We start from the raw sequence: 25974 nt of genomic DNA, 5'->3' as shown, positions 1-25974 counted from the left end.
GGCTACCATAAATTTGTTGCCCGGCGAACCGGGCAATGCTTCAGCATTCCACGCGCACCCAGCGCTGCTGCTGATGGCTTTTCACTATGGCATCAATGATATACATCACGTTTGCGCCATCGTGAAACGTCGCAAACTGCGGCGTCTCCGGCATTGTGCCCGCCTGCACGGCGCGGTAGAACTGCGCCATCATATTTTTGAAGGCATCCGGCCAGCCTTCAATGTGCCCGCCGGGGAAATGGGCGCTGTCGGCAACGTCAGGGTTCATCAGGCCCGGATCGTCGGTGAGCGTCTGGTTGGCCTGCGCACGATGGCCGATCCACAGCTGTTGCGGCACCTCCTGGTCCCACGCCAGCGAGCGCTCGCTGCCGTTGATCTCAAACGTCAGGCGGTTTTTACGCCCGGCGCTCACCTGCGAGACGCTAAAGCAGCCCTTGCTGCCGTCGTCAAAGCGGAACAGCACCGAGCCGAAGTCTTCGGTCGTGACTGGTTTGTCTTCATACTCCGCCTGTTCGTCATGGGAGAAGGTTTGATTCCCGCCCTTGCTGGCCCTGCGCGTCGGCCAGACGATGGATAAATCAGCCATCACCTCGGTAATGCGCCGCCCGGTGACGAACTGCACCGTGTCGCACCAGTGGGAGCCGATATCCGCCACCGCGCGCGATGCGCCGCCGAGCGCGGCATCCACCCGCCAGTTGTAGTCGGTTTCCAGCAGCATCCAGTCCTGGAGGTAGCTGCCGTGTGAGGCAAAAATCCGCCCGAGGCTGCTTGCGCGCAGCATGCTCGCCGCCTGACGCACCATCGCAAACTGGCGATAGACGAAGCTCACGCCATGCACCACGCCCGCCTGCTCCGCCAGCGCCACCAGCTCGCGCGCCTCCTCAGGCGTCATGCACAGCGGCTTTTCGGAAAACACGTGCTTGCCCGCGCGCAGGATCTGGCGGTTAATCTGTGCGTGCAGGTGGTTCGGCGTGCAGTTGTGCACCACGTGCAAATCAGGGTGCGCGAGCAGCTCCTCAACGCTGCCGTACGCGTGCGGTACGTTTAGCAGGCGCGCCTTTTCCTGCGCCTTAACGAGCGAGCCGTCGCACAGCGCGACCACCTGAACAAACCCGAGGCGCCTGAGCGCCTCGATATGTGCCGGGCCAATAAACCCGCTGCCGACGATCCCGACGTTAATCATGGCTGCCCCCTGCGGCGAAATCGTCAAACGCCCGTTCGGAAACGGGAATGATATGGCGGCGGATAAATTCGCTGCCTTCGCGCGCGCCGGTATCGCCATCCTTCAGGCAGCACTCCCACTCCAGCACCGCCCAGCCCTCGTAGTCGTACTGGGTCAGCTTGCTGAAAATGCCCTTAAAGTCGATCTGCCCGTCGCCGGGCGAACGGAAGCGACCGGCGCGGTTGATCCACGGCTGGTAGCCGCCGTACACGCCGCTGCGCCCGCTGGGGCGGAACTCGGCATCCTTCACGTGGAACGCCTTGATGCGCGCATGGAAGATGTCGATAAAGGCCAGATAGTCCATCTGCTGGAGCAGCATATGGCTCGGATCAAAGAGGATGTTGCAGCGCGGATGGTTATCCACCAGCGCCAGAAAACGCTCGAAGGTCACGCCGTCGTGCAGATCTTCCCCGGGATGCAGCTCAAAGCAGACGTCCACCCCCTGCTCGCCAAAGGTATCCAGTATTGGCCGCCAGCGGGTTGCCAGCTCCTCGAACGCTTCCTGAAAACGCTGCTCGTTATGCGGCGGCCACGGATAGAAAAACGGCCACGCCAGCGAGCCGGAGAAGGTCGCGTGCGCCTTCAGGCCTAATCTGGCCGAGGCTATCGCCGCCTGCTTCAATTTTTCGGTTGCCCACGCCCGACGCGCAGCATCGTTACCGCGCACGGACGCGGGCGCGAAGTGGTCAAACGCCTCGCTGTAGGCGGGGTTCACCGCCACGAGCTGCCCTTCCAGATGGGTAGACAGTTCGCTGATAACCAGCCCGTGTGCGGCCAGCGTAGCGGCGATGTCATCGCAGTAGGCCTGGCTCTCTGCGGCTTTCTCGACGTCAAAGATGTGCGGATGGTTGCAGGGGATCTGCACCGCCTTATAACCTTTACCTGCCGCCCATTCAGCCAGCCCGTCGAGCGTATTAAACGGCGCTTCTGCGCCAATAAACTGCGACAGAAAAATGCCGGGTCCTTTCATCGTCCTCATACCACCTCCTGAACGTTACGCCTTGTCATCGTCATACTTAAACGTGAGAAGGAAAATCAGCGCGATCGCCGCGGCCGCTACCGCCGGGATCCACCAGAATGTCACCCACGCCTGCGGCACGGCCTGCCCTGCCACCAGGCGGTTATAGAGCGCGCCGGAAATCTGCGAGCCAAGCAGCATGCCGATGCCGTAGGTGAACATCACAATCATGCTCTGCGCCTGGCCTTTCACCTTTTCGCCCGCCACCCGGTCGGTGTAGATAAAGCCGACGACAAAGAAGAAATCGTAGCAGACGCCGTGGAGCAGAATGCCGAGATACAGCAGAATGCGCCCCTCCTCGCTGACGCCCAGCGCGAACATGGCGTAGCGCACGAACCACGCCAGCATGCCGATCAGCAGCATGACCTTCACCCCCAGACGGCGGAACAGCAGCGGAATGACCAGCATGAAGAAGATCTCGGACATCTGCCCGAAGGACATGGCGGTGCTGACGTCGGCAATTCCTGCATCCGCCAGATACGAGGCGGTGTAGGCGTAATAGGTGCCGAGCGGGACGGAGATCAGCATCGCGCAGACGGAGAAGACGAAAAAGTGGCGGGTTTTGAGCAGCGCGAACGCATCCGCGCAGAAGAGATCCCGCACCTTCACCGGCAGGCCTTTCGCGGGCGCAGGCGTGTGCGGCAGCGTCAGGCTGTAAAGCGCCAGCAGCACGGAGCTGGCCGCCGCTACCTGAAAGATGGTAACGCTGGACGCCACGCCGGTGACGCCAATGAAAATGCCCGCCACGATCCAGCCGATGGTGCCGAACACGCGCACCACCGGGAAGGTTTTATCCACGTTCGCCAGGCTATGGAACGCGATGTTGTTGGTCAGCGCCAGCGTCGGCATGTAGCAGAGCGTGTAGCCAAACAGCAGGCCAATCAGCAGCGCGCCGTTCTCGGCAATCAGCGCCCCCGGCACGAACCAGAGGATCGCCGCGCCCGCGAGGTGCATCACCGCCATCACCTTCTGCGAGGCGAAGAAGCGGTCCACCAGCATCCCGAGCACGAACGGCGAGAGAATGGAGGCGATGGGCCCGGCGGAGAACGCATCGCCAATCAGCAGAGACATGTTGTGCTGGGTCATCACCAGGCCAAGCGTGACCGACCAGCTACCCCAGATAAAAAATTGCAGAAACATCATCAGCGACAGCCGCGGCACCAGTAGCCGGTGCTGTGTTATCGCCTTTTCACTACTTTCAGTTGACACCATGATAAGCCTCATCCGGAAAAAGTAATCGATTACAAAACAGTTCAAATGAAAAGTAATCGATTACAAAATAAAGATCCTGTGGATCGTAGAAGATTTGGGAGGGGGGTCACGATAAAGATGAAGCAGTGTTTTGTAGGCCCGGTAAGCGCAGCGCCACCGGGCGTGAAGGCAGGTGCGGTCTGGTTTGGTGCGGTCTGTTGCCCTCACCCCGGCCCTCTCCCACAGGGAGAGGGAGAAAAACGGGTTACTTTTTGCGTGAGAGCTTAAACGCGATAAACAGGAACACCACCCATACCGGCAGCAGCATTGCTGAAAGTCGCATCTCATCCATGGTGCACATCAGCACCAGAATCAACGCCAGGAACGCGATACAGAGGTAGTTCCCCGCCGGATAGAGCAGCGCTTTGAACTGCGTCTCGCGCCCCTTGCGGCGCATCGCCGCGCGGAAACGCAGGTGCGCCAGGCAGATCATGATCCAGTTCAGCAGCAGCGTGGCGACAACCAGCGCCATCAGCAGGCCGAAGGCCTGTTTCGGCAGCAGGTAGTTAATTAGCACTACCAGAGACGTAATCGCGCCGGAAAGGAACAGCGAATTCACCGGCACGCCGCGGCGGCTGACGCGGGTAAGGAACTTCGGTGCGTTGCCCTGTACGGAGAGGCCAAACAGCATACGGCTGTTGGAGTAGACCCCGCTGTTGTACACCGACAAAGAGGCCACCAGAATGACAAAGTTCAGTGCCGAAGCGACCACGTTGCTGTTGAGATCGTGGAAAATCATCACGAACGGGCTGCTGTCGGACTTCACTTCCACCCACGGGTAAAGCGCCAGCAGCACCACCAGCGAGCCGATATAGAACAGCAGAATACGGTACACCACCTGGTTGACCGCTTTAGGAATGCTTTTGTGCGGATCGCGCGCTTCGGCCGCGGTAATGCCAATCAGCTCCAGACCGCCGAAGGAGAACATAATCACCGCCAACGAGAGGATGAGCCCTTTCCAGCCGGTCGCCAGGAAGCCGCCGTGCTGCCACAGGTTGTCGATAGTGGCACGCTCGCCGCCGTGGCCGGAGAACAGCAGCCACAGGCCAAAGCCGATCATGCCGATAATCGCCAGCACCTTAATCAGCGCAAACCAGAACTCGGTTTCACCATACAGGCGCACGTTGACGAGGTTAACGGCGTTAATGATGATGAAGAAGGCCGCCGCCCAGATCCACGTGGGCACGTCCGGCAGCCAGTACTGCATGTAGATACCTGCGGCGGTCAGCTCCGCCATCCCCACCAGCACGAACATCACCCAGTAGTTCCAGCCGGAGAGGAAGCCTGCGAACGGGCCCCAGTATTTATAGGCAAAGTGCGCGAAGGAGCCTGACACCGGCTCTTCAACGACCATCTCGCCGAGCTGGCGCATGATCAGGAAGGCGATAATCCCGGCGATAGCGTAACCCAGCAGAACCGCCGGGCCGGCCATCTGAATGGCGGGGCCGATGCCGAGAAACAGCCCGGTACCGATTGCGCCGCCGAGGGCAATTAACTGAATATGTCGATTTTGCAAACCACGTTGCAGCGTCGGATTCTGATCCGACGAGGCTTCAGCGCGACCATGGCCTGAAGCGGATGACGTGTCTTTCACGCCCTACCCCTGTCTCTTTTTTAGAAGGGGCACGTTTTAACACTTCATGCTGGTGGTAGCAAGCTTAACGCCGGGCCAGCGCGTGCGCCCGGCGGATAAACGTCACGACCCGATAATTCCGCCGTCCGCTTTAACGATTACCACCGTGGACGATCGCGGGCGTCCGTTCGGACTGGCATCCGGCCAGTTAGAGACGGCGCGAGGATTGGCCGGGTCGGTAATATCATCCCCGCCCTCCCCTGGGTGCTGAATGTTGATAAACAGCGTGCGGTTGTCAGGCGTAAACGCAATGCCGGTGATCTCACACCCGCGCGGCCCGGTCAGGAAACGGCGATACTCGTTGGTGCCCGGAATGGTCGCCACCATCTGGTTATTGCCCATCCCCTCATACGCTTTCTTATTGATGGTGCTGGAGGAGACGTCGGTCTGGATCCACAGGACGCCCTGATGATCGAAAGAGAGTCCGTCCGGACTGCCGAATGCCGCGCCCTGCATGGAGCCTTTGGCCTTCGGATCGTCGCCGTCGGTGCGTCCGGCCATGACCAGAATATCCCACTTAAAACGTGCGGCAGCAGGGTCCGCGCCGTCTTCGTGCCAGTGCATGATATGCCCAAACACGTTGTTGGCGCGCGGGTTGGCGGCATCCACCGGCGCTTTCCCCTCTTTCCCGCGATCGCTGTTGTTGGTGAGCGTACAGTAGACGCTGCCGCTGGCGTGCGGATCGACGGCTATCCATTCGGGGCGATCCATTTTGGTTGCCCCCACCGCGTCGGCTGCCAGGCGGGTTTTAATCAGCAGATCCCCCTGGCTTTCAAACCCTTTACTCTTATCCAGGCCGTTTTGCCCGTAGATCAGCGGCAGCCAGTCGCCGCTACCGTCCTCGTTGAACCTGGCGACGTACAGCGTGCCGGAGGTCAGCAGCTGCATATTGGCTTCACGGTTCGCGGGATCGTATTTTTTGTCCGAGACAAACTTATAGATGTACTCAAACTTCTGATCGTCCCCCATGTAGACCACCACGCGGTTATCGGCGGCGAGCGTGACGGCTGCCCCCTCATGCTTGAAGCGGCCCAGGGCGGTGTGCTTGCGCGGTGTGGAGGTGGGGTTGTAGGGATCGATCTCCACGACCCAGCCGAAACGGTTGGGTTCGTTAGGGGTTTTATCGACGCTGAACCGCTCGTCCACCTCGTTCCAGCGGTAGGATTCATCGCTGTCGCTGATGCCGTAGCGTTTTTCCAGCGGATTGAGATCGGCTTTTTTGACAAAAATATCCGACCAGTTTTCCTCGCAGGTGAGATAGGTGCCCCACGGCGTGTGGCCGTTAGCGCAGTTTTGCATGGTGCCCAGCACGCGTTCCCCCTGCGGGTCGGCGGCGGTTTTCATTAAGTCCTGATGCCGCGCCGGGCCGGTAAGCTGCATCGGCGTATTGACGGTGATGCGGCGGGCATATGAAGACGGGCGTACCACCTGCCAGTCGCTGCCCGCTTTTTTCACTTCCACTACCGAAACGCCCATCGCGTTCTGCCCCTTGCGGGCCTTGTCGAGGCTCCAGTTCGCCGTACCGTCGGTAAACAGCATCCCGTTGTCGATGTATTCATGGTTCATCGCCAGCAGGCCATGCTCCGGGTTTTGCTCCCCCTGCGGCAGGCTAAACCACGCCATGCCGTCGTGGTGCATACCCGCCTGCACGGCCTGTTCGTCCGTGGTGTTGCTGGCGTCCGGCTTAAAGGCCGGCATGTTGTTTTTGATCCCCGTCGGGTCACCCCAGCGATAGAACGGGCGGGCAATATAGCCTTCCGGCACCCTGACCGTATCTTCGGTGGAGACGTCGATGCTGGTAAAGCCCAGGGAAACCGCTTTTGCCAGCGCGGAAGGTTTCGATACCGCGGCAATAGCGTTCTCAGGTTTGATCAGAAACGGGAATGATACGGCGGCCCCCGCAACGGCCCCCATCTGGAGAAAACGGCGGCGGGAGAGGAACACCTCTGCTACCTCGGAGAATACCGGGTTTGCGCTGCGGTTAGCGATGTCGTCGCGATGTTCTTTTTTAAAAACGGATTTGAGGGGTCTGCCCATAGCGGCTTCCTGTCATTGGCCAAGAGGTAAAAGAGTTGGCGACCAGTGTAAGAAGCTTTTATTACAATTTTATAACACGATGACGGAAGGATGGGGGCATCCGTGCCCCGGATAACGAGGTGGAACGCTTAGAACTCGTAGCCAACCGAGACCTTAAAGGTACGCGGTTCGCCCTGAGTGATGTAGGTACCGGAATCGTCCACGCTGGCCCAGTAGTTCTCATTGGTCACGTTGTCGATGCCCGCGCGCACGGTCATCTGGTTTGCGTTGTGGTTCACCGCGAAGCGATAGCGCATGCCCAGATCCAGCGTGGTGTAGCTATCCAGCTTTTTGCTGTTCGCGAGGTCGGCATACTGCGTGCCGGAGTGGTTCACGCGCGCGGTCGCTGTCAGGCCGTCAACCGGCTTGATGTCGTACTCCGCGCCCAGCACGGCGTAGAAGTTCGGAATACCGATCGCATCGTTGCCCTGGTTCACGCCGTTTTTGGTTTTGGTTAGCTCCGCCTGCAGCCAGGTGGCGCTGGCGTTCAGACGCATCCCGAGCATCGGCTCGCCGAAGACGTTCAGCTCCACGCCACGGTTACGCTGCTCCGCATCCAGGCCGTAGTGATTGTTAGCATCGAGGATCGCCGAGGGCATTTTAATCTCAAACAGCGCCAGGGAGCCGCCCACGCGGCCAAAGTCTGCCTTCACGCCCACTTCATTCTGCTTAGAGTGAACGATGCCGGTGCTCTGGCCGTAGTTGGTGGCGGTGTTAGGTGCGGTTTTGCCCGGCTGCAGCGCTTCGGTGTGGTTGGCGTAGAGGGAAATTTCTTCCCACGGTTTGTAAACCACACCGTAGGTTGGCATCCAGCGGCTGCCGTCGAAACCGTCCGCGTCGTTCTCTGCGCCGGTAATTTTGTTATACCCGCGAACGACCACTTTCTGATGGCGCGCGCCTGCGGTGAACAGCAGCTTGTCATCAAACACGCCCAGGGTATCGCTCAGCAGCCAGCCCTGGGTGCGGGTGCGCCCGCTAGTCAGCGGATCGCTGTATTTACCACCGGAGCCGTTTAAGTTGGTGCTGTCCGGCATCGCGACGCCGGTGTTGTGATAAATGTTGGTGGTCGAGTTATCCTTCGTCGCCGACATTTTCCAGGCGATTTTTTCATTTTTGGTCATTGCGGAGTACCCCACGTTGACCTTGTGCGAGACAAAGCCGGTGTTGAAGTTGCCGCGAATGCCCGCCATCCCGCTGACGGAATCGCTGATGCGGTTGGTATCAAGACGACTGGCTACCGCATTACCGCTTTTATCCATCAGCTTCGGCGCGCTATAGATCCCCTCTTCGTGCGCGTGCTGCGCGCCGAGGCCGGTATAGGCCGTCCAGCTGTCGGTGATGTCGTACTCGCTGCGCCACATCCCGAACTCGTTTTCGATATCGCTGTAGGCCCACTTCTGCGAGAAGTTACGATCGTTCTTCGGTGGTTCAGGCACGAAGTCCACCGCCGAGATGTTGACGCTGGTCGGGCTGCCGTGGAAGGTTTTTTTCTGATAGCCCAGATCCAGCGAGGTGCGGAAGCGATCTCCTTTGTAGTCCAGGCCGGTGGAGAGCAGCGTGGTGCGGCGGCGGTCGTTCGGTACGCCGGTTTCCCCTTCACGATGGACGAGGTTCACGCGCGCGCCGAACTGGTCGTTATCGCCAAAGCGACGCCCCGCATCCAGCGTGGTGCCAATCTGGGAATCCGAGGTGTAGTCCACGCCCACTTTCGCCTGCGGCGTTTCCCCGGCATGCTTTGGCTCAAGGTTAATCATCCCGCCCACGCCCGAGCTTGCCGCGCCGTTCATCAGGGAGTTGGCCCCTTTGAAGATCTCAATGCGGTCAACCATCTGGGCATCCACCACCTGACGCGGCAGCACGCCGGAGAGGCCGCCGAAGGTCATGTCGTCGCCGTCAAACTTCAGGCCGCGAATGCGGAAGGTTTCCGCGCTGTTGCCGTAACCCTGCACAAACTGCACGCCCGCGTCGTTCGCGACTACGTCAGCAATGGTTTTTGCCTGCTGATCTTCCACCAGCTTCGAGGTGTAGCTGATGATGTTGAACGGCACGTCCATGGCGTTCTGCTGACCGAGCATCCCCATACGTCCGCCGTTGGCCACCTGCCCGTCAAGGAAGGCCGGCACCAGCTGGTCGCCACCGGGTTTAAAGTCGCCGGCAGGTGCAGACTGCACAACGATGGTGTCTTCTTTTTTATCCTCTGCCGCCCAGGCGGAATGTGTAACCGCGCCAATGGCGAGCGCCAGCAGCGTTTTGTGCATTTTGGTGTTGTTCATCGTTAACTCGTTTGAAAGTGCGCGCAAAAATAGCCCGTGGACGGGCCTTAGAATATATTGGTTGCAATGCAAATGAGAACTATACGCATTATCTATGCTTTGGCAAGCGCAAATCTCTGCAGGATCCTGCTCAAATTAATGCGTGATAAAAGGGGATGCTCACCTTGCGCTGAACCCTTTGAGCTCACACGCACGGAAAATTGAGGCCATTTTGGCAACCATGACGCAAATACGACACAGGGAGAAAATCAGGCTGGTTTGAAACTGGCGTAAGTGCCTGTTTCTAAATGGCACGCCCTGTAGGATTCGAACCTACGACCTACGGCTTAGAAGGCCGTTGCTCTATCCAACTGAGCTAAGGGCGCACTGAGAAGAGTGAACTTCGCGGTGGTGAAACGCGAAGAATTATACGGTCAATGTCAGGTGAGTCAATGCCTTTTCCGTTTTCGGGGGCAATTACCGCTAGCCGATTGTAAATACGGCTATTTTCTCAACATTTCTCGCTGTTTCACCGTAAAATTTAGCGCTGCGAAAAGGCTTAGTTGCATTTAAGTAACGCCTGCTGTTTTCCTGCTCGTCGGCTCGTCACACTAGAGCGAGGTTTCCCGGCCGCCTGGAGGCTGACAGACAACAGGACAATGGAGTGACAGCGCACAACCCGTTCGATACGCCCCCCCGGTTACAGTTTATTTCTCAGGACATCGTCGGCATCAAACTGGAGCCTGTCGTCGCCCTCACCTCTCAGCGTCAGGTTGGCGTGGAGGTGCTTAGCATTCTGTCCGAAACGCAGCTCAGCGAGGATTTTTTTCGCCATCAGTCGGCAGGCTGGTCAATGACGCTGCTTGAAGCGCAGCTTGCCGCACTAAAAAAGACGCCGCACGGTAATAACCTTTTTATTAATCTGCCGATAACCGTTCTGACAGAGCCAGCGTCCTTTCAGCGGCTCATCAATCTGAAAAACACGCCGCTGAATATCGAGATTGTTGACCTCTCTGCCTTTCTGGCGTTCTCTGCCGCACAGAAGCAGCGCGTCATTCAAAACCTGTCGAAACTCCGGGAACAGGGGCACAGTATATGGCTGGATGACATCGACGAAACGGTCATTCAGCCGTTTTTATTTTGTCGATTACCGTTGAACGGCATCAAAATTGATAAGGGCGCATTCTGGCGTTTACGCGCCACACCCGCGCTGAGGCAGCTGGTTTCACGTTGCTTTCAGCTGGCCGGGAGCGTGCTCATCGAAGGTATTGAGACTGAACGCGATCGCACCTGGGCACTGCAGGCAGGCGCAGATCTCGGCCAGGGATATTACTGGCCGTCCTGGACATGGCCGGAGGATTAAAGAGCCATTTCCAGGAGGGAGACCATGCGAATGACAGTGCGCCGTTACCGGCGGCGGCGTACAGGAAGTGATGCACTGGGATTTACGCACTCACCTTTTGCTCCCCCCTTTTTCGACCGGCTCGAGTTTTTGAGCCAGTCCATCAGCCAGCCCCGAAAAACCGACGCTCCGTTTATCATTCTGGTCACGGAGGATCATTTTCTGCGCACCGGTTTTCTCAATGGACAGTTTCCCCTGAGCAGCTGTTGCGACTATATCTCACTGGATGATGCGCTCGGCGCTCAGGCACAATGGCCTTCAGCGCGTCTGGTGGTGGATGTAGAAAGCCGTTCCACCGGGCTGATTGATCAGCTGGATCAGTTAAGAAGGCATAGCCTGTATCCCCCCTTCCTGACGCCGTGGCTACTGGTCCGGGCAGATAATTATGATACCCGCCTCTTCTGCAAAGCGGCGGGGCCTTTTCACGTGCTGGAACGTCAGATGAACGCGGCAGGGCTTCAACACAGCCTGATGGATGCCCGCCCGCCGCAGGGGTCCGATAAAGACTGGTTTTCCCGCAATGAATGGCCCATTTTGCAGGAGCTTGCCCGCGGTAAGACGCTGCGTCAGATTGCCCTTCTGCAGAATCGCCCCTATAGCCGCATTATCTATCGTCTCAGCTGCATCCTGCTTAAGCTGGGGCTGAGCCATCGCCAGGAATTGTTACACCTTCTTAATAACCTCTCTGACTGCACGTTTTAACTTACGCACTAACTTCTTATTTCCTAAAGCGCTTTAGGAATTTACTTACCACGCATGTTATGAAATGGTTAAATTTTAACAATGTATTCGATTTTATAACTATTCCTAATTTATGGTTCGGAACCATGTGAAATGTCACAGAATGAACCAAAGGCAGCACTTTCCTCCATCCGTTAAGTGAATGCAGAAGGCGTTAATAAGATGATAATGATGTAAAAACAAGCAGCTTCGCTTCACTCTCCAGGAGCGGAAAGCAAAGTGAATAGCATGTTCTCCTGCGCGATGATGGCGTGACGTTGATGCGCCTTAAGCACTTTCAGATGAAGGTTTGACACCTTGCGAGGGCACTTTTTCGCCTCTTTGACCCTGGGTCGCCCGCCGAATCGACGGTCTTTTTTATTAACAATTACGCAACATAAAGTGACATCTGTTATTTTTTGTTATTACATAAAGATGAAAAGATGCGGTAAATGGGATAACAGGATATTTCCGCTAAATTTAAAAACATAGCCATTAAGATCCAGAAGATAATACAAACCAATAAGCGGAGACTAATTTACAGGGTTTTCGGAAAAAACTTACTCTGTATAATAAGATGCGTACCAAATCTGAATAAGAAAAATCTTTTTGCCAACACCAGCCAAATGAGATGACCGCGCTGAGGCACTGTTCTTTTCATTACGTAAACAAGGATGCTTTCGCTCTTTCCAGGGAAATACTACGGTATAAGGATCTGCACTTTATATCCTTCCGGCATTTCGAGAGTTTTACAAAACTCTACATAACGCTTTTAACAATCTGAGGCATTAAAAATGAAACCGGCATCCGTTATCATTATGGACGAACATCCTATCGTCAGAATGTCGATAGAGGTCCTGCTACAGAAAAATAAAAATATCACAGTCAAGCTTAAGTCTGGCGATAGCCATGAAGTTCTTGACTGTATTCGTAATCATCCTATCGATTTGGTGATCCTTGACATCGAACTTACGGGCACAGACGCCTTCGCTTTACTTAAGAGAATCAGAAACTTAAACAAAGACATCAAGATTCTGTTCCTCTCATCTAAATCAGAGTTATTTTACGCGGGTCGTGCGATTCGCGCCGGGGCCAACGGCTTCGTCAGTAAACGAAAAGATTTGGGTGAGATCTACAACGCCGTAGAGATGATTTTGATGGGCTATTCTTTTTTCCCGTCGGAAACGCTGAATTTTATAAACCATATGGGTTCGGGAAAAGGGATGGCAGCGGATATGCCATTATCGAATCGCGAGGTCACGGTATTACGTTATCTGGCGAATGGATTATCCAATAAGGAGATTGCTGAACAGTTACTGTTAAGCAATAAGACCATCAGTGCGCACAAATCCAATATTTATTCCAAGCTTGGCGTACAAAGCATCGTGGAATTAATAGATTACGCCAAAGCGCACGAGCTGCTATAACCTGAATTCACTCCCTGCAGTTTATCCGAGCTGCAGGGAGTGCGGTCAGTGCTAATTATAATTAATCATGAAGGTAGCATCCGCATCAGCCCGTCCGGGCTGAGGGTTATCGGCCGTGGCAATATAATTGGCATAAAATGATAGGGTCGCATTCCCCTGTGCATCAACCGTGACCGGCTGGCTGGCCTGCTGAAGCGCCAGACGCGTTTTATCCGCATCCCTGATCTCGACGGCGACGTGGCTCGCTGTACTGGCACCATTCAGTGCCAGCAACCCGCTATTGCTCCCGTCAGCCTTACCCGAGAACGTAATGGACGCCGCCCCGGGCGGACAGCCGGTCAGCTTCAGCGTGAAGGGCATAGGCTGCGTGCGGCTCCCCGTGGTGTTGAGCTGCTTCGTGGGCCAGGTGCCCAGCGTGACCGTTTTGTCGCTATCGTTACCCTCTGCCACGCAGGTGAAATCGACGATATTGCCGTAGAGCCGAATATTAATTTCGCCCAATGCGGTTTCCGCCTGAGCCTGGGTGCAAAGCGCAAAGAGCGCCACGGTGATAAAACGGATCCCGTTTCGCATGTCTGCTCCTTAGTCGTAATCCACACGCAAATATCCGCGCGAGGTAAAGCGCCCTTCCGCTGGCTTGTTGCCCGTCACGCTCACCGGCCAGACCCGGATCCCCACCTGCGCCTGCGCGCTGTCGTCCAGGCGGAACGGAATTTTACTCGTCAGGTTGTTAGGCGTGAGCGGCGCACCGCTCTCGTTGGCAATGATAAACCCCACATCCGGGTTATCCGACACCACCACATTATTGGAGACCTTTTCAGCCTCGACGCGCATCGTCAGCATAGCGTTTGCCTCCACGTTGGTGCATTTAATCGCGATGGTTTTACTTTGCGATGAGACGCCCTCCGGCTTGTTACCCACGCCCGCCTTGCTGAACAGGGAGGCGCCAATGTCGCCGAAATCAAATTCAACCACATTGCCGGCGTTGATGGCGCAGCTCTGCGGCACCTGAATGGTTCCGCTGTAGCTGATGGTGTAGACCGGCGTGGTCAACGGATCGGAGGAGGTGGTGGTGACGTAAACGCGGAACATGGTGGCACGCGGGATCACCACCATATTGATAAAGCGTCGGGTCACCTTAAGACGGAAAATAAGGCTGGAATCCTGCACGCCAAACGGTTTGTTTTTTGAAACGTTCGGATGGCTCCCCATCTGGATATAGTTTTTGGGTGGATAAAACGCGCCAGCATAGCTGTCCGTGATCTTCATCGCCCCGTCCAGATAGTCGTTAAGCTTCAGATACTGATAGCCATCGCTGGTCCCGGTGATCGGGTAATCCGTCACGTAGCTGCGCTTGGTGGTATTCCCGACGGTGCCCTTCGGGCAGACGGCGTTTACCCCCACCCACTGCGATTTCTCGCTGAGGGTGACAACCTGCCCAACCTGGTTATTCGAGCTGTTGAATTTATCCGTCAGGTCGTAATGCACCTCCGTCGGCACGCCCTTTTCATTGACGCACACGGTGGCTAACGCGTTTGTCGCGGGCAGGATTGCCAGAAGCGACAAGGCAAAGATATGGATTTTAATCACAGCGGATCCCCTTAAGTGTGATCGCCTGTTGCAGGCTCTTTTCAGGCAAGCTGTAAGGCGCACGGCACTGGGACTGCGCCCCGTTACCCCACTGGACCAGCAGTTCGCCTTCCAGCGGCAGCCCACTCAGGTAAATTTGCCCGTCATCCCCCACCATGCTGGTCACGCCGCTCTGGGTTTCGCGCACCACGGCGCCGAACGGCACCGGCTGGTTGCCGCGCGTTACCGTCAGCAGGGCGCGCACGCCAATGCGGGTATCAAAGCTGGCGCGGACCAGCGCGCCTTTGGTCGGCACCACGCTGCTCACGTTGTTTTCGATGTCGGTGTTGTTGCTCATGGTATTGGTATCCAGCGCCACGCGGTTGTAGCGGTAGACGGTGGCATACGGCATGACCGCGTAGCCTCGCCAGTCGGTCTTCACGCCGGTCTGGTTTTCCACGCTGACGCCTGATGCCCCCGGCGCCTTAATCAGCACGTTGGTATCACCCAGCGGCTGGCTGAAGGTCACGCCGTCTGAATGGCCAACCACCCCGCCGGAGAGTTGCCAGTTGAGATCGTGCTGATCGCGGGAATAGTTGTAGCCCACGCCCAGCGTGCCGTAGGTTGCCTGCCAGTTGGCGCTGGCGCTTCCGCTTGAGCCGTTGTTGCTGGCGTGTCCCTGGGTCACGCTGTAGTTCAGGTTGCGGTCCTCAAGCAGCGTGCCGCTGACGCCGGTTTGCCAGCTCGTGTCGCCATCGCTGTTTCGGCTGGCGGATGCGGTGGCATAGGCGCGATCGATCGCGCTGTCCCGGCGATAGCCCTGGCGGGTAAAGAGGCTAAACGGCACGGAGACGTTAAACGACGCGATCCGGTCGGTACCGTCGATCCCGACGGATTTGTTCCACGACCATGACAGGGAGTAGTTGATCCCCTTCACGCCCCCCGCGTAGCCCAGCTGATACCAGAGGTTCGTTTCGTCCGTCCCCCAGTAGGTTTGCTCGCTCCCGGAGATATAGACCGAGCCGTAATCCCCCAGCGACTGGGAAATGTTGAGCTGGAAGCGGCCTTTTTTATTCCACGTCAGGTTGTGATAGCTCTGCACGTCCGGCACATCGTTATCGTCCTGGCTATCGGCATACTGGTAGCCCTCCATTGAGCGCCAGGCCACGTCGTCCAGGGTGTAAAACCCCTTCGTTGAGTAGCGGTAGCCCAGCAGCTGGAAGTTGGTGCCAAACCCGTTCAGCGATTTTGCATACAGAAAACGCAGGGACTGACCTTCATGTTTGCTGTCGTCCGCGAGCTGGCTGCGGGCGTGGGTGATATCGACGGAGACTGCGCCCCAGTCACCGAGGTTTTTCCCGGCCCCGACGGCCACTGCGGTATAGCGTGACGCCAGCTGGGTGCCGCCATAGAGCGTAAAGCCGTTGGCAAGGCCGGTAATCAGGGTGCCCTGGGCGAAGAACGGTGTATCCTGGTCGCTGTTACCGCTGCGGTAATCCCCCGCCACGAGGTCATATTTCCAGCGCCCTTCACGCTGCAGGAGCGGCACGGTGGAGTACGGCACGGTGTAGCGCTGCTGGCTGCCGTCTTTCTCTTCCACCGTGACGTCAAGGTCACCGCTGGAGGAGGTCGGGTTAAGATCGGTAATGGCGAACGCGCCGGGCTGGACGTAGCTTTGATAGATAACGTAGCCGTTCTGGCGAACCACCACTTTGGCAGGCGTACGGGCAATACCGCGTACGGTCGGCGCGTAACCCTGCAGGCTGTCGGGGTACATGCTGTCAGACGAATAGAGCCGCCCGCCGCGAAAACCGACGCTGTCGAAAACGTCATTCCCGGTGTTGCTGTCGCCCAGCACCAGCTCACTTTTCAGTGGGATAACGGTGCGCTGCGCCCAGGTGCCAATATTCTGCCACTCGCTGCGCCGCTTCCCGTTATTTTGCGTGTAGCGCCATGCGCCGTTGTTGCGTAAACGCCAGGCGCCATAGTTCAGCCCGCTCTGCAGGTTCAGGTAATAGCTGTCGTCTTCGCTTCCCCGGTTGCCCGTAAAGCTGTAGTTCACCAGCGCGGCGGGAATGCCTTCATCCCACTGTTCAGGCGGAATATAGCCGCGCGCGCTGTTTTGCATTGCCACCTGCGGCAGGCTGACGTTCAGGCGCTGTGAAGCAAAGTTAAATACCGTTTCGCTGCCGGGAATGGCCGTGGTCAATGGAACGCACGTTTCACCCTGCACCTTCGCCAGCTCGGGAAATGCGGCAACGTTGACGCCAAAGCGATCGAGCATCGCGCGCGTAATGCACGGTGACAGGCCGCCCGCCACCGGCGGCGTGTTCTCGGCCTGTTCAAAACGCACGTCCTGGGTGCCGATAAACTCATCGTTACGCCAGATATCCACGCGATAGATGCCGGGTGCCTGCTGGTGCCCCTGTTCAAAACGCGACAAATCCGCCACGCTGGCGGTGTCGTCGGACAAGAAGGCCGGGTTGAAGTAGCTTTCGCTCCAGCCAGCCTGCGGCCAGAGCGCGGCCATCAGCGCCAGTGCAACCGGGCAGTAACGTCCCTGGTGGTTTTTCATCGCCCTGACTCTGCTCACAGGTTGACGCTGCGCGCCGGTGTAATGGCACCGTAGTCATTCACGCTCTGCCAGGAGAGCGTACCGCCAGCCCCGGCAGGCAGCACCTGCTGAGCCGAGTTTTTCGGCGCGACCATCAGGTTTTCCAGCGTCTGACCGCCCAGCTTCAGGTTGACCAGAGTGATGTAATACGGCGAGGCGTTGCTGACTTTGAGATGGTTCCCCACGCGCTCAAAGCGCAGCTGGGAAAGCGCCTCATCCGGCTGCATCGCCAGGTTATTCGGGCGCACAAACAGCTTGATGCGCGAAAGGATCGCCAGCTGCAGCACGTTATTGTTTTCCGTTTTCGCTTTGTTCACTGACGGGATCGCCTTCACGTTCATGTAAAAGAGCGATTCGCGATCGGCGGGCAGCGCGGGCCCGGCGTAAATAATACGCAGCGTGTTTTCGCTGTCCGGCTCGCTAACGAACAGCGGCGGCGTGACGGCAAAGGTTTTTTCCTTTTGCCCGCTGGCATTTTCGATCCACGCGTTAATTAAGTAGCGTTCTTGTTTATTGCTGTTGGTGATCGCCAGCGACGTTTGCTTCGCATCCGCCGGATAAATAACGCGCGTGGCCCCCAGCGCAATACCGCCGGAAGCATTCGCGCAAGCAGAAACCATCATTAAAATAAACGATAAAAGCAGTCCTGGTTTAATTAGCATATTCATCAAAACCGTACCTTTAATAATGTGTTCGCAGGTGTTATGGATAAATCAACATAAACCAGACATCCGACTGAATATTGCCTGGCACGAGGTGTTCGGAAATAGCGCGATAGCGGGCGCTAAAATGAAATGCGAGCTCGCTGGTATTCACGGGCAACCAGCTGACGGCCGTCGCATTCGGGATAATCTGACGCTGCTGCTCATCAAAAAGCGCCAGCCCCACGCCGCTGCTGACAGGCGTTTCACCTGGCCGCGATGTCGCCAGAAAAACCTGCGGATCTTCCGCGGGCGTCACGCCCTGAAACTGGATCCCCACGATGCGGGAGACATCCACGCTGCAGTCCAGCAGCCGCACGGTGAACGGCACATTAACCGTTGAAAAGCTGCCCACACCGGAAAATGAATTGGTTCGGTACTGCCCCATGTCGATGCGCATATTCTGGCTGTCGGGCGCCACGGCACAGCCGCCGTTTACCAGCTCCCCACGAAGATGCACCTTGCCGCCTTCGATCACCACGGTATGCGCCGATGCCGGGCAGGCCATCGCAAGGGTTAACAGCAGTAGTGTTCCAGTCCTTGTCATCCTTCGTTCCTGGCAGTAGCGTATGACGGGCCTCGTCCCTGAGGCCTGAACATCCCTGTGCGAGGGTATTATTCGTATTTCATTACGAAGGTGGCGTCAGCGTTCGCCTGGCCTGGCTCGGTGGTTGCAGCCGTTGATTTGTAGCGCGCGGTGAATTGCAGGGTGTTAGTCCCTTTAATCAGGTCTTTCGCGGCAGAGAAGGTGGCACCGTCCGGGGTCAGCACGCTGGATTTGCTGTCGAGGATCTCGATACCCACGCCTTTCGCGGTGTTGTCGTTGTTACCGGACGTCACGGCCAGCAGGGTTTTGTCGGTCGCGTCGATCTGGCCGGTGAAAGCAACGGCAGCGGTTTTCGCAACCAGCGGATCGCAGTCATTCAGTTCAATATTGAACGGAATATTAGAGGTGGTGTCGCCCACTTTGGTGAATTTCGCGGTACGATACTGACCGAGATTAACCGTCTGCTCGGAAGAATCGGTATTTACTGAACAAGCAGCATTAACCAGTTCACCTTTAAAGTGCACGGTACCGCCATTTACGGTAACCGGCGTAACGGGATCGGCTGCATTAGCGGCACCCGCGACCAGGGCCAGTGTTGCAATAACAGAAGAAGCAATGTTGCTGAGTTTCATGTCTATTCCTTTAAAATGTAAATAACCCTTCCCGCGAAAAATCGGGAATAAGAAATACGTTCAATTGCATAATTGAAAACTTATTTCGGAGGAGACAAAGTAGCTCAGGATGTAATTTTTAAATATGTCAAAACACTGCCATTTTGCCAGGTCACATCCTAATCCCGCCTAAGAAATTGACCATCACTTAAGAAGGGTTTTTGCGCCTCACGGATGAAAACTCGTAAAGGGTGACTGACAGCGGCGCTCGCTTCTGACAAAATACAGGCAATCCCCCCCTTTCAAACGTTACAGACGGAATCTTCTCTCTGATGGCAGCAAAGATTATTGACGGTAAAACGATTGCGCAGCAGGTGCGCTCTGAGGTCGCGGAAAAAGTGAAGGAGCGTAAAGCCGCCGGAAAACGCGCTCCCGGGCTGGCCGTTGTGCTGGTTGGCAGCAACCCGGCATCACAGATTTATGTCGGCAGTAAACGCAAAGCGTGTGAAGAGGTGGGGTTCGTCTCCCGCTCTTACGATTTGCCGGAAACCACCAGCGAAGCGGAACTGCTGGAACTTATTGACACCCTGAATGCCGATAAAGAGATCGACGGCATTCTGGTTCAGCTGCCGCTGCCTGCGGGCATCGACAACGTGAAGGTACTGGAGCGTATCGCGCCGGATAAAGACGTCGACGGTTTCCATCCGTACAACGTGGGCCGCCTGTGCCAGCGCGCGCCGCGTCTGCGCCCGTGCACCCCGCGCGGCATCGTGACGCTGCTGGAGCGTTATAACATCGACACCTACGGCCTGAACGCCGTGGTCATCGGCGCGTCCAATATCGTGGGCCGTCCGATGAGCATGGAGCTGCTGCTGGCCGGCTGCACCACCACCGTGACCCACCGCTTTACCAAAAACCTGCGTCACCACGTTGAAAACGCCGATCTGCTGATCGTCGCGGTCGGCAAGCCGGGCTTTATTCCGGGCGAGTGGATCAAAGAGGGCGCGATTGTCGTGGACGTCGGGATTAACCGTCTGGAAAATGGCAAAGTGGTCGGCGACGTGGTGTATGAAGATGCCGCGGCTCGCGCCTCTTACATTACACCAGTGCCGGGCGGCGTTGGCCCGATGACTGTAGCAACGCTGATTCAGAATACTTTGCAGGCATGCGAAGAGTACCACGATGTAGAGGAAGCATAAGATGGCCACATTTTCATTAGGCAAACACCCGCACGTTGAGCTGTGCGATCTGCTCAAGCTCGAAGGCTGGAGCGAAAGCGGCGCGCAGGCGAAAATCGTTATCGCCGACGGGCGGGTTTTAGTCGACGGCGTGGTGGAAACCCGCAAGCGCTGCAAGATTGTCGCCGGCCAGACCGTGAGCTTTGAAGGGCAGAGCGTGACCGTGACGGCCTGAGTCCTCCTCACCCTCTCCCCAAAGGGGAGAGGGGATCAAAAATCCCCCCATATCCATCACGGTTATTTATCGATCAACTTCAAATAATCACTATTTCATCTGTTGAAAGGTGAGATTTCAGTTGCGCGTTTTTCACTCTTTCCCCACGATAAGTAGAACGTTCTACTAAAACGTTCTACTTACAATAACAGCGCTTAAAAAGCGCTACTCGGGGGAAATCAGCATGAGTCTGATATCAGGGTTTGTTAAATCGCTGTCTAAGTTATCGATGATTGGTCGCGCCTTAATGCTGCCAATTTCACTGCTTCCCGCTGCGGGCCTGCTGCTGGCCTTCGGCGATAAGTTCCACCTGCCGCTGATGATGAACGCCGGCGGGGTTATCTTTGATAACCTGCCGATGCTGTTTGCCATCGGCTCTGCTGTCGGTCTGGCCTCGGAATCCGGTATCGCGGCGCTGTCCGCGGCGGTGTCGGTGTTTGTCACTAACATCACCATCAGTACCGTATTAAGCATTACGCCGGAAATGGCCTCACAGGGCGGAAAATATGCCATGGTGGTCGGCATCCCGACGCTGCAGATGGGTGTCTTCGGCGGGCTTATCTGCGGCATTCTCGCAGCCTGGTGCTACAACCGCTTCCACACCATGCAGCTCCCGGAGTTCCTCGGCTTCTTCTCCGGGAAGCGCTTTGTGGCGATCGCCACGGCGTTCCTCTCTTTCCTGATGGGGCTGCTGCTACCGTACGTCTGGCAGCATATTCAGGCCGGTATCGACGCGCTCTCCGTGATCGTAAACGGTGATAACCAGGCGGCATCAACCTTTATCTTCGGGCTGGTGGAGCGCGCGCTGATCCCGCTCGGCCTGCACCACATCTGGTATCCGTCCTTCTGGTATTCGTTCGGGGATTACACCACCCAGGCGGGCCAGGTGATCCACGGTGACCAGACCATCTGGTTCAAGATGCTCGAAGAGGGGGTGAAATCCTTCAGCAGCGACACCTACCAGAACGCCGGTAAGTTCATGCAGGGCGAGTTCCCGCTGATGCTGTTCGCGCTGCCTGCTGCATGCCTGGCGATGTACCACGAAGCGCATACGAAGAATAAGAAAATCGCGGCCGGTATTCTCTTCTCCGCTGCCCTCACCTGCTTCCTGACGGGGATCACCGAGCCGGTAGAGTTCACCTTTATCTTCGTGGCGCCGATTCTGTACGTCTTCAACGCCATCATGGCGGGCATGGCGTACATGACCATGTACCTGCTGCACGCGCATATCGCCAAATCGTTCTCGGCGGGCTTTATCGACTACCTGTCGTTCGGGATCCTGCCGTCGTTTAACGGCTATCAGACCAACTTCCTGAGTGCCATTATCATCGGCATTCCGATGGCGCTGATTTACTACTTCACGTTCCGCTTCGTGATCCGTCGTTTCGACGTGAAAACGCCGGGCCGTACGGAGGTGACCGCCAGCGCGAATGACAAGTCCGATTCCGAACTTGCCACCGAAATCATCGGCCTGCTGGGCGGCGCGCAGAACATTGACTCCGTCGGCTCCTGCATCACCCGCCTGCGTCTGGAAGTGGCGAAGAGCGATGCGGTGGACAGGGACGGACTGAACGGGCTTGGCGCACGCGGCGTGGTCTTCGTCGGCGACAACGGGATCCAGGTGATTTTCGGTGCCAGAGCACAGTTTATCGCCCAGACCATGTCCACCATGATCGGCAAATAATAAGATGCCTGAACGACACGTCTCCTGTACGCTGGGAGACGTGTCTTATCCGGCTGATAATCGGTAAATTTCAGGGAGCGGTTTTGAAGAAAGTCAGCATCATTGATGTCGCAAAGCACGCGGGCGTCTCGGTCTCTACCGTGTCGCTGGTGCTACGTCAGAAAGGGAAAATCTCAGAGGCGACGATCGAGAAGGTCAATGCCGCCATCACGACGCTGGGCTATGTTCATAACGTTGCCGCTGCCAACCTCCGCGCCAACACCTCCAATCTTATCGGCCTGATCCTGCGCGACTTCAGCGACAGCTTTTCCATCAAGGTGATGGCGAGCATCGTTCAGGAGCTGGAGAAGCAGGGTTATATGGTGTTTCTCGGCCAGCCGCTGAACGACCAGGAACATCTGGAACGGACCCTGCTGTCGTTTAAGCAGCAGGGCGTCGCGGGCGTTATTTATCTGGCGTCTGACACCCGTAACGCTGCTTTACCGGAGCAGATCCGCCAGTGCCCGCTGCCGCTGGTGGCGGTCTCGCAGTCTCTGCTGGACGAAAAATGCAATCTGGTCATGCGCGATAATCGCCAGGCGGCGAACCTTGCCGCACGCTATCTTATCGAACGCGGACACCGCGCGATCGCCTACATTGGCGGACGCGAGGGCTGTCTTATCCGCGAGCAGCGCCTGCTCGGCTTTCGCAGCGCGATGACGCAAAACGGGCTGGTCTGGCGCGATGATTATTCACCGGCCTGCAGCGACGACACCCAGGCCGCCGCGATGGCAACGCGCCAGCTGCTGGAGAAAAACAGCTCCATCACCGCCCTGCTTTGCCACTCCCCGGATGCGATGATCGGCTCCATTTCCGGCATTCACCAGGTGGGCCGCACCGTGGGGAAAGACGTGTTCCTGACCCAGCAGGTGGCGCTGATCGGTTTTGAAGATATGCTCCACGTCAACCTCACCTCCCCTTCCTTCACCTATGTCTCTTCGGCCAGCGATGAAACAGGACGACAGGCGGCGGGGCTGATTATCCGCAAGCTGAAGGAGCCGGATCTGCAAACCCAGCGCATTACGCTGTCCGGGCAGCTTATCGCCCGCGAGTCGGCGTAAAATCAGAATTTGACACAGGTTTGCTGCAGCGGATTCGCTGCTATATTGCTGTGATTTGCCATGGATAATTGCAATGCCTACCGTTATCACTCACGCTGCTGTTCCCCTTTGCCTGGGCTTAGGTCTGGGAACGAAAGTCATCCCTCCCCGCCTGCTGTTTGCCGGGATCGTGCTCGCCATGCTGCCGGACGCCGACGTGCTGGCGTTCAAATTCGGCGTCGCCTACGGGAATATTTTCGGCCACCGCGGCTTTACCCATTCGCTGCTGTTTGCCTTTGCGGTACCGATACTCTGCGTGCTGATTGGCCGACGATGGTTCCGGGCCAGCCTGACGCGCTGCTGGCTGTTCTTAACCGTTTCACTGCTGTCGCACAGCCTGCTGGATTCCGTTACCACCGGCGGAAAAGGCGTCGGCTGGCTGTGGCCGTGGTCAGACGAGCGCTTCTTTGCGCCGTGGCAGGTGATTAAGGTCGCGCCGTTTGCGCTATCGCGCTACGCCACGCCGTACGGGCATGAGGTCATTATCTCGGAACTGCTGTGGGTGTGGCTACCGGGGGTGGTGCTGATGGGGATGTTGTGGTGGAAAAGAAGGTAAAAGTAGGCCCGGTAAGCGTTAGCGCCACCGGGCGTTACAGACTTACTTACGACGCCAGGTCGTCCCCTGCGGGCCGTCTTCCAGAATGATGCCCATCTCGGTCAGACGGTTACGCGCCGCATCTGCCGCCGCCCAGTCTTTGGCCTGACGCGCTTCCAGACGCGCTTTAATCAGCGCTTCAATTTCCGCCACTTCACCGTCGTCCGCCTGCGCGCCGCTCTGCAGGAACGCGTCCGGCTCCTGCTCCAGCAGGCCAAGCACGGAAGAGAGCTTGCGCAGATGGGACGCCAGCGCATTCGCCGCCGCCATATCTTCTGACTTCAGGCGGTTGACCTCACGCGCCATGTCGAACAGCACGGAGTAGGCTTCCGGCGTGTTGAAGTCGTCGTTCATCACCTCAACGAAGCGCGCTTCGAATGCCTCGCCGCCCGCCGCAGGCACAGATTTGTCGGTGCCGCGCAGCGCGGTGTACAGACGCTCCAGCGCCGAGCGCGCCTGCTTCAGGTTCTCTTCGCTGTAGTTCAGCTGGCTACGATAGTGGCCAGACATCAGGAAGTAGCGCACGGTTTCCGCATCGTAATACTTCAGCACGTCGCGCACGGTGAAGAAGTTGCCCAGCGATTTCGACATCTTCTCGCGGTCAACCATCACCATCCCGGAGTGCATCCAGTAGTTAACGTACTCGCCGCCGTGGGCGCAGGTGGACTGCGCAATTTCGTTTTCGTGGTGCGGGAACATCAGATCCGAACCGCCGCCGTGAATGTCGAAGTGATTGCCCAGCTGCTTGCAGTTCATCGCGGAACATTCAATGTGCCAGCCCGGACGGCCTTCGCCCCACGGGGATGGCCAGCTCGGCTCGCCCTCTTTGGACATCTTCCACAGCACGAAGTCCATCGGGTTACGCTTCACGTCAACCACGTCCACGCGCGCGCCGGCCTGCAGCTGGTCCAGGTCCTGACGGGAAAGCGCGCCGTAGGTTGGGTCCGTCGGGACGGAGAACATCACGTCGCCGTTGTCCGCCACATAGGCGTGACCGCGTTCGATCAGCTTTTCGGTGATCTCGATAATTTCGTGGATATGGTGGGTCGCACGCGGCTCGCTGTCCGGACGCAGAATATTGAGGGCGTCAAAATCTTTGTGCATCTCAACAATCATGCGATCCACCAGCGCAACAAAGCTTTCGCCGTTTTCATTAGCGCGCTTGATGATTTTGTCGTCGATGTCGGTAATGTTACGCACGTACTTCAGGTTATAGCCCAGGAAGCGCAGGTAGCGAGAGACCACGTCGAACGCAACAAAGGTACGGCCATGGCCGATATGACAGAGATCGTAAACCGTAATACCACACACGTACATGCCGACTTCCCCGGCATGGATAGGTTTAAATTCCTCTTTCTGGCGCGTCATTGTATTAAAGATTTTTAACATCGAAGATTCCATGTAAACACGTGTGTGAGTTGTTTGTTCCATATAATACCCATAATTCGGAATAGGATCAGCACACAATGCAAGGTGATCGCGTCCTGTGGTTATGCTATAACAAGCCCCTATATATGACCCGAAGGCGGGTCGACGTACCACAATAACGGAACAGGATGCAAAAATGGTTACTTTCCACACTAATCATGGCGATATCGTAATCAAGACCTTTGATGACAAAGCGCCTGAAACAGTTAAAAACTTCCTGGACTACTGCCGCGAAGGTTTCTACAACAACACTATTTTCCACCGTGTGATCAACGGCTTTATGATCCAGGGCGGCGGTTTCGAGCCTGGCATGCGCCAGAAAGAGACCAAAGAGGCGATCAAAAACGAAGCGAACAACGGCCTGAAAAATACCCGCGGTACGCTGGCAATGGCCCGTACTCAGGCGCCTCACTCTGCCACCGCGCAGTTCTTCATCAACGTAGCGGACAACGACTTCCTGAACTTCTCCGGCGAAAGCCTGCAGGGCTGGGGCTACTGCGTGTTCGCAGAAGTGGTTGAAGGTATGGACGTGGTCGACAAGATCAAAGCCGTTTCTACCGGCCGCAGCGGCATGCACCAGGACGTTCCTAAAGAAGACGTTGTAATTACAAGCGTGACCGTCAGCGAGTAATT

Annotated in this window: 22 protein-coding genes, 1 tRNA gene and 1 pseudogene; 10 read left to right on the top strand and 14 right to left on the bottom strand. The window is 56.9% G+C overall.

The genetic code is table 11. The annotated features are described in order from the left end of the window. Positions 1 to 40: 40 nt before the first annotated feature. The 6 genes from IM313_RS07470 to IM313_RS07445 form a co-directional block, all read right to left on the bottom strand. A complete protein-coding gene (locus IM313_RS07470; RefSeq protein WP_192971448.1) occupies positions 41 to 1183 on the bottom strand; it encodes a Gfo/Idh/MocA family protein in 1143 nt (380 codons plus the stop codon). Then, positions 1176 to 2201: a sugar phosphate isomerase/epimerase gene (locus tag IM313_RS07465; protein WP_192971449.1), complete on the bottom strand. Its 1026-nt coding sequence runs from the start codon at positions 2199 to 2201 to the stop codon at positions 1176 to 1178. Before IM313_RS07465 ends, IM313_RS07470 begins: the two co-directional genes overlap by 8 nt. Positions 2202 to 2216: 15 nt before the next feature. Further along, positions 2217 to 3452 (bottom strand): MFS transporter, encoded by a 1236-nt coding sequence (locus IM313_RS07460; RefSeq protein WP_192971450.1) that lies wholly within the window; start codon positions 3450 to 3452, stop codon positions 2217 to 2219. A 244-nt stretch (positions 3453 to 3696) separates the two neighbouring features. Beyond that, entirely contained in the window at positions 3697 to 5085 is a 1389-nt protein-coding gene (pheP, locus tag IM313_RS07455) for a phenylalanine transporter (protein ID WP_192971451.1), read from the bottom strand. Between the two features lie 102 nt (positions 5086 to 5187). Next, positions 5188 to 7161, bottom strand: a complete 1974-nt coding sequence (locus IM313_RS07450; RefSeq protein WP_192971452.1) for a PhoX family phosphatase — start codon at positions 7159 to 7161, stop codon at positions 5188 to 5190. 128 nt (positions 7162 to 7289) lie between these two features. Then, a complete protein-coding gene (locus IM313_RS07445; protein WP_192971453.1) occupies positions 7290 to 9473 on the bottom strand; it encodes a TonB-dependent siderophore receptor in 2184 nt (727 codons plus the stop codon). A gap of 154 nt (positions 9474 to 9627) precedes the next feature. Between IM313_RS07445 and IM313_RS22535 the strand changes: the two are divergent. After that, a pseudogene (locus IM313_RS22535) lies at positions 9628 to 9746 on the top strand (hypothetical protein); the annotation flags it as partial. Positions 9747 to 9761: 15 nt separating this feature from the next. Here IM313_RS22535 and IM313_RS07440 read toward each other — a convergent pair. Then, positions 9762 to 9838, bottom strand: a tRNA-Arg gene (locus IM313_RS07440). A 278-nt stretch (positions 9839 to 10116) separates the two neighbouring features. Between IM313_RS07440 and IM313_RS07435 the strand changes: the two genes are divergently transcribed. The 3 genes from IM313_RS07435 (at position 10117) to fimZ (ending at position 13001) form a co-directional block, all read left to right on the top strand. Beyond that, positions 10117 to 10815, top strand: a complete 699-nt coding sequence (locus IM313_RS07435; protein WP_192971454.1) for an EAL domain-containing protein — start codon at positions 10117 to 10119, stop codon at positions 10813 to 10815. Positions 10816 to 10839: 24 nt separating this feature from the next. After that, complete coding sequence (locus IM313_RS07430) at positions 10840 to 11556, top strand: response regulator transcription factor (RefSeq protein ID WP_041911031.1); 717 nt, start codon at positions 10840 to 10842, stop codon at positions 11554 to 11556. Between the two features lie 812 nt (positions 11557 to 12368). Continuing rightward, positions 12369 to 13001, top strand: coding sequence for a fimbria biosynthesis transcriptional regulator FimZ (fimZ, locus tag IM313_RS07425; protein ID WP_028012232.1), 633 nt, complete (start codon positions 12369 to 12371; stop codon positions 12999 to 13001). A 51-nt stretch (positions 13002 to 13052) separates the two neighbouring features. Here the strand turns inward: fimZ and sfmF are convergent, their stop codons facing one another. From sfmF to fimA, 6 genes are all read right to left on the bottom strand, one after another. Further along, complete coding sequence (gene sfmF / locus IM313_RS07420) at positions 13053 to 13574, bottom strand: fimbria assembly protein (protein WP_193034325.1); 522 nt, start codon at positions 13572 to 13574, stop codon at positions 13053 to 13055. Between the two features lie 9 nt (positions 13575 to 13583). Continuing rightward, positions 13584 to 14591: a type 1 fimbria D-mannose specific adhesin FimH gene (fimH, locus tag IM313_RS07415; protein ID WP_045631416.1), complete on the bottom strand. Its 1008-nt coding sequence runs from the start codon at positions 14589 to 14591 to the stop codon at positions 13584 to 13586. Continuing rightward, complete coding sequence (locus IM313_RS07410; RefSeq protein ID WP_048960478.1) at positions 14584 to 17145, bottom strand: fimbrial biogenesis usher protein; 2562 nt, start codon at positions 17143 to 17145, stop codon at positions 14584 to 14586. Before IM313_RS07410 ends, fimH begins: the two co-directional genes overlap by 8 nt. Positions 17146 to 17159: 14 nt before the next feature. Then, positions 17160 to 17852, bottom strand: a complete 693-nt coding sequence (gene fimC, locus IM313_RS07405; protein ID WP_028012228.1) for a type 1 fimbria chaperone FimC — start codon at positions 17850 to 17852, stop codon at positions 17160 to 17162. A gap of 34 nt (positions 17853 to 17886) precedes the next feature. Beyond that, positions 17887 to 18432: a type 1 fimbrial protein subunit FimI gene (fimI, locus tag IM313_RS07400; protein WP_192971455.1), complete on the bottom strand. Its 546-nt coding sequence runs from the start codon at positions 18430 to 18432 to the stop codon at positions 17887 to 17889. Between the two features lie 68 nt (positions 18433 to 18500). Then, positions 18501 to 19064, bottom strand: a complete 564-nt coding sequence (gene fimA / locus IM313_RS07395; protein WP_028012226.1) for a type 1 fimbrial major subunit FimA — start codon at positions 19062 to 19064, stop codon at positions 18501 to 18503. Between the two features lie 311 nt (positions 19065 to 19375). Here fimA and folD point away from each other — a divergent pair, with 311 nt between their 5' ends. The 5 genes from folD (at position 19376) to IM313_RS07370 (ending at position 23874) form a co-directional block, all read left to right on the top strand. Beyond that, positions 19376 to 20242: a bifunctional methylenetetrahydrofolate dehydrogenase/methenyltetrahydrofolate cyclohydrolase FolD gene (gene folD / locus IM313_RS07390; protein ID WP_192971456.1), complete on the top strand. Its 867-nt coding sequence runs from the start codon at positions 19376 to 19378 to the stop codon at positions 20240 to 20242. A gap of 1 nt (position 20243) precedes the next feature. Next, positions 20244 to 20456, top strand: coding sequence for a ribosome-associated protein YbcJ (gene ybcJ / locus IM313_RS07385; RefSeq protein WP_045356450.1), 213 nt, complete (start codon positions 20244 to 20246; stop codon positions 20454 to 20456). Between the two features lie 223 nt (positions 20457 to 20679). Then, complete coding sequence (locus tag IM313_RS07380) at positions 20680 to 22179, top strand: PTS transporter subunit EIIC (RefSeq protein WP_192971457.1); 1500 nt, start codon at positions 20680 to 20682, stop codon at positions 22177 to 22179. An 83-nt stretch (positions 22180 to 22262) separates the two neighbouring features. Then, positions 22263 to 23279: a Mal regulon transcriptional regulator MalI gene (gene malI / locus IM313_RS07375; protein WP_192971458.1), complete on the top strand. Its 1017-nt coding sequence runs from the start codon at positions 22263 to 22265 to the stop codon at positions 23277 to 23279. Between the two features lie 73 nt (positions 23280 to 23352). After that, positions 23353 to 23874 carry a metal-dependent hydrolase gene (locus tag IM313_RS07370; RefSeq protein WP_028012221.1) on the top strand — a complete coding sequence of 174 codons (522 nt, stop codon included), beginning with the start codon at positions 23353 to 23355 and terminating at the stop codon, positions 23872 to 23874. 42 nt (positions 23875 to 23916) lie between these two features. On the opposite strand, the gene cysS is transcribed toward IM313_RS07370, so the two are convergent. After that, on the bottom strand, positions 23917 to 25302 hold the full coding sequence (gene cysS, locus IM313_RS07365) for a cysteine--tRNA ligase (RefSeq protein WP_045260709.1): 1386 nt from the start codon (positions 25300 to 25302) through the stop codon (positions 23917 to 23919). Positions 25303 to 25477: 175 nt separating this feature from the next. Between cysS and ppiB the strand changes: the two genes are divergently transcribed. Next, complete coding sequence (gene ppiB, locus IM313_RS07360) at positions 25478 to 25972, top strand: peptidylprolyl isomerase B (RefSeq protein ID WP_000256009.1); 495 nt, start codon at positions 25478 to 25480, stop codon at positions 25970 to 25972. Positions 25973 to 25974 lie beyond the last annotated feature (2 nt).

It is taken from the genome of Enterobacter cloacae complex sp. P2B, assembly GCF_014895985.1.
Classification (GTDB): domain Bacteria; phylum Pseudomonadota; class Gammaproteobacteria; order Enterobacterales; family Enterobacteriaceae; genus Enterobacter; species Enterobacter bugandensis.
The sequence above is the reverse complement of the archived record's forward strand: the minus strand, read 5'-3'. Positions and strand labels throughout refer to the sequence as shown.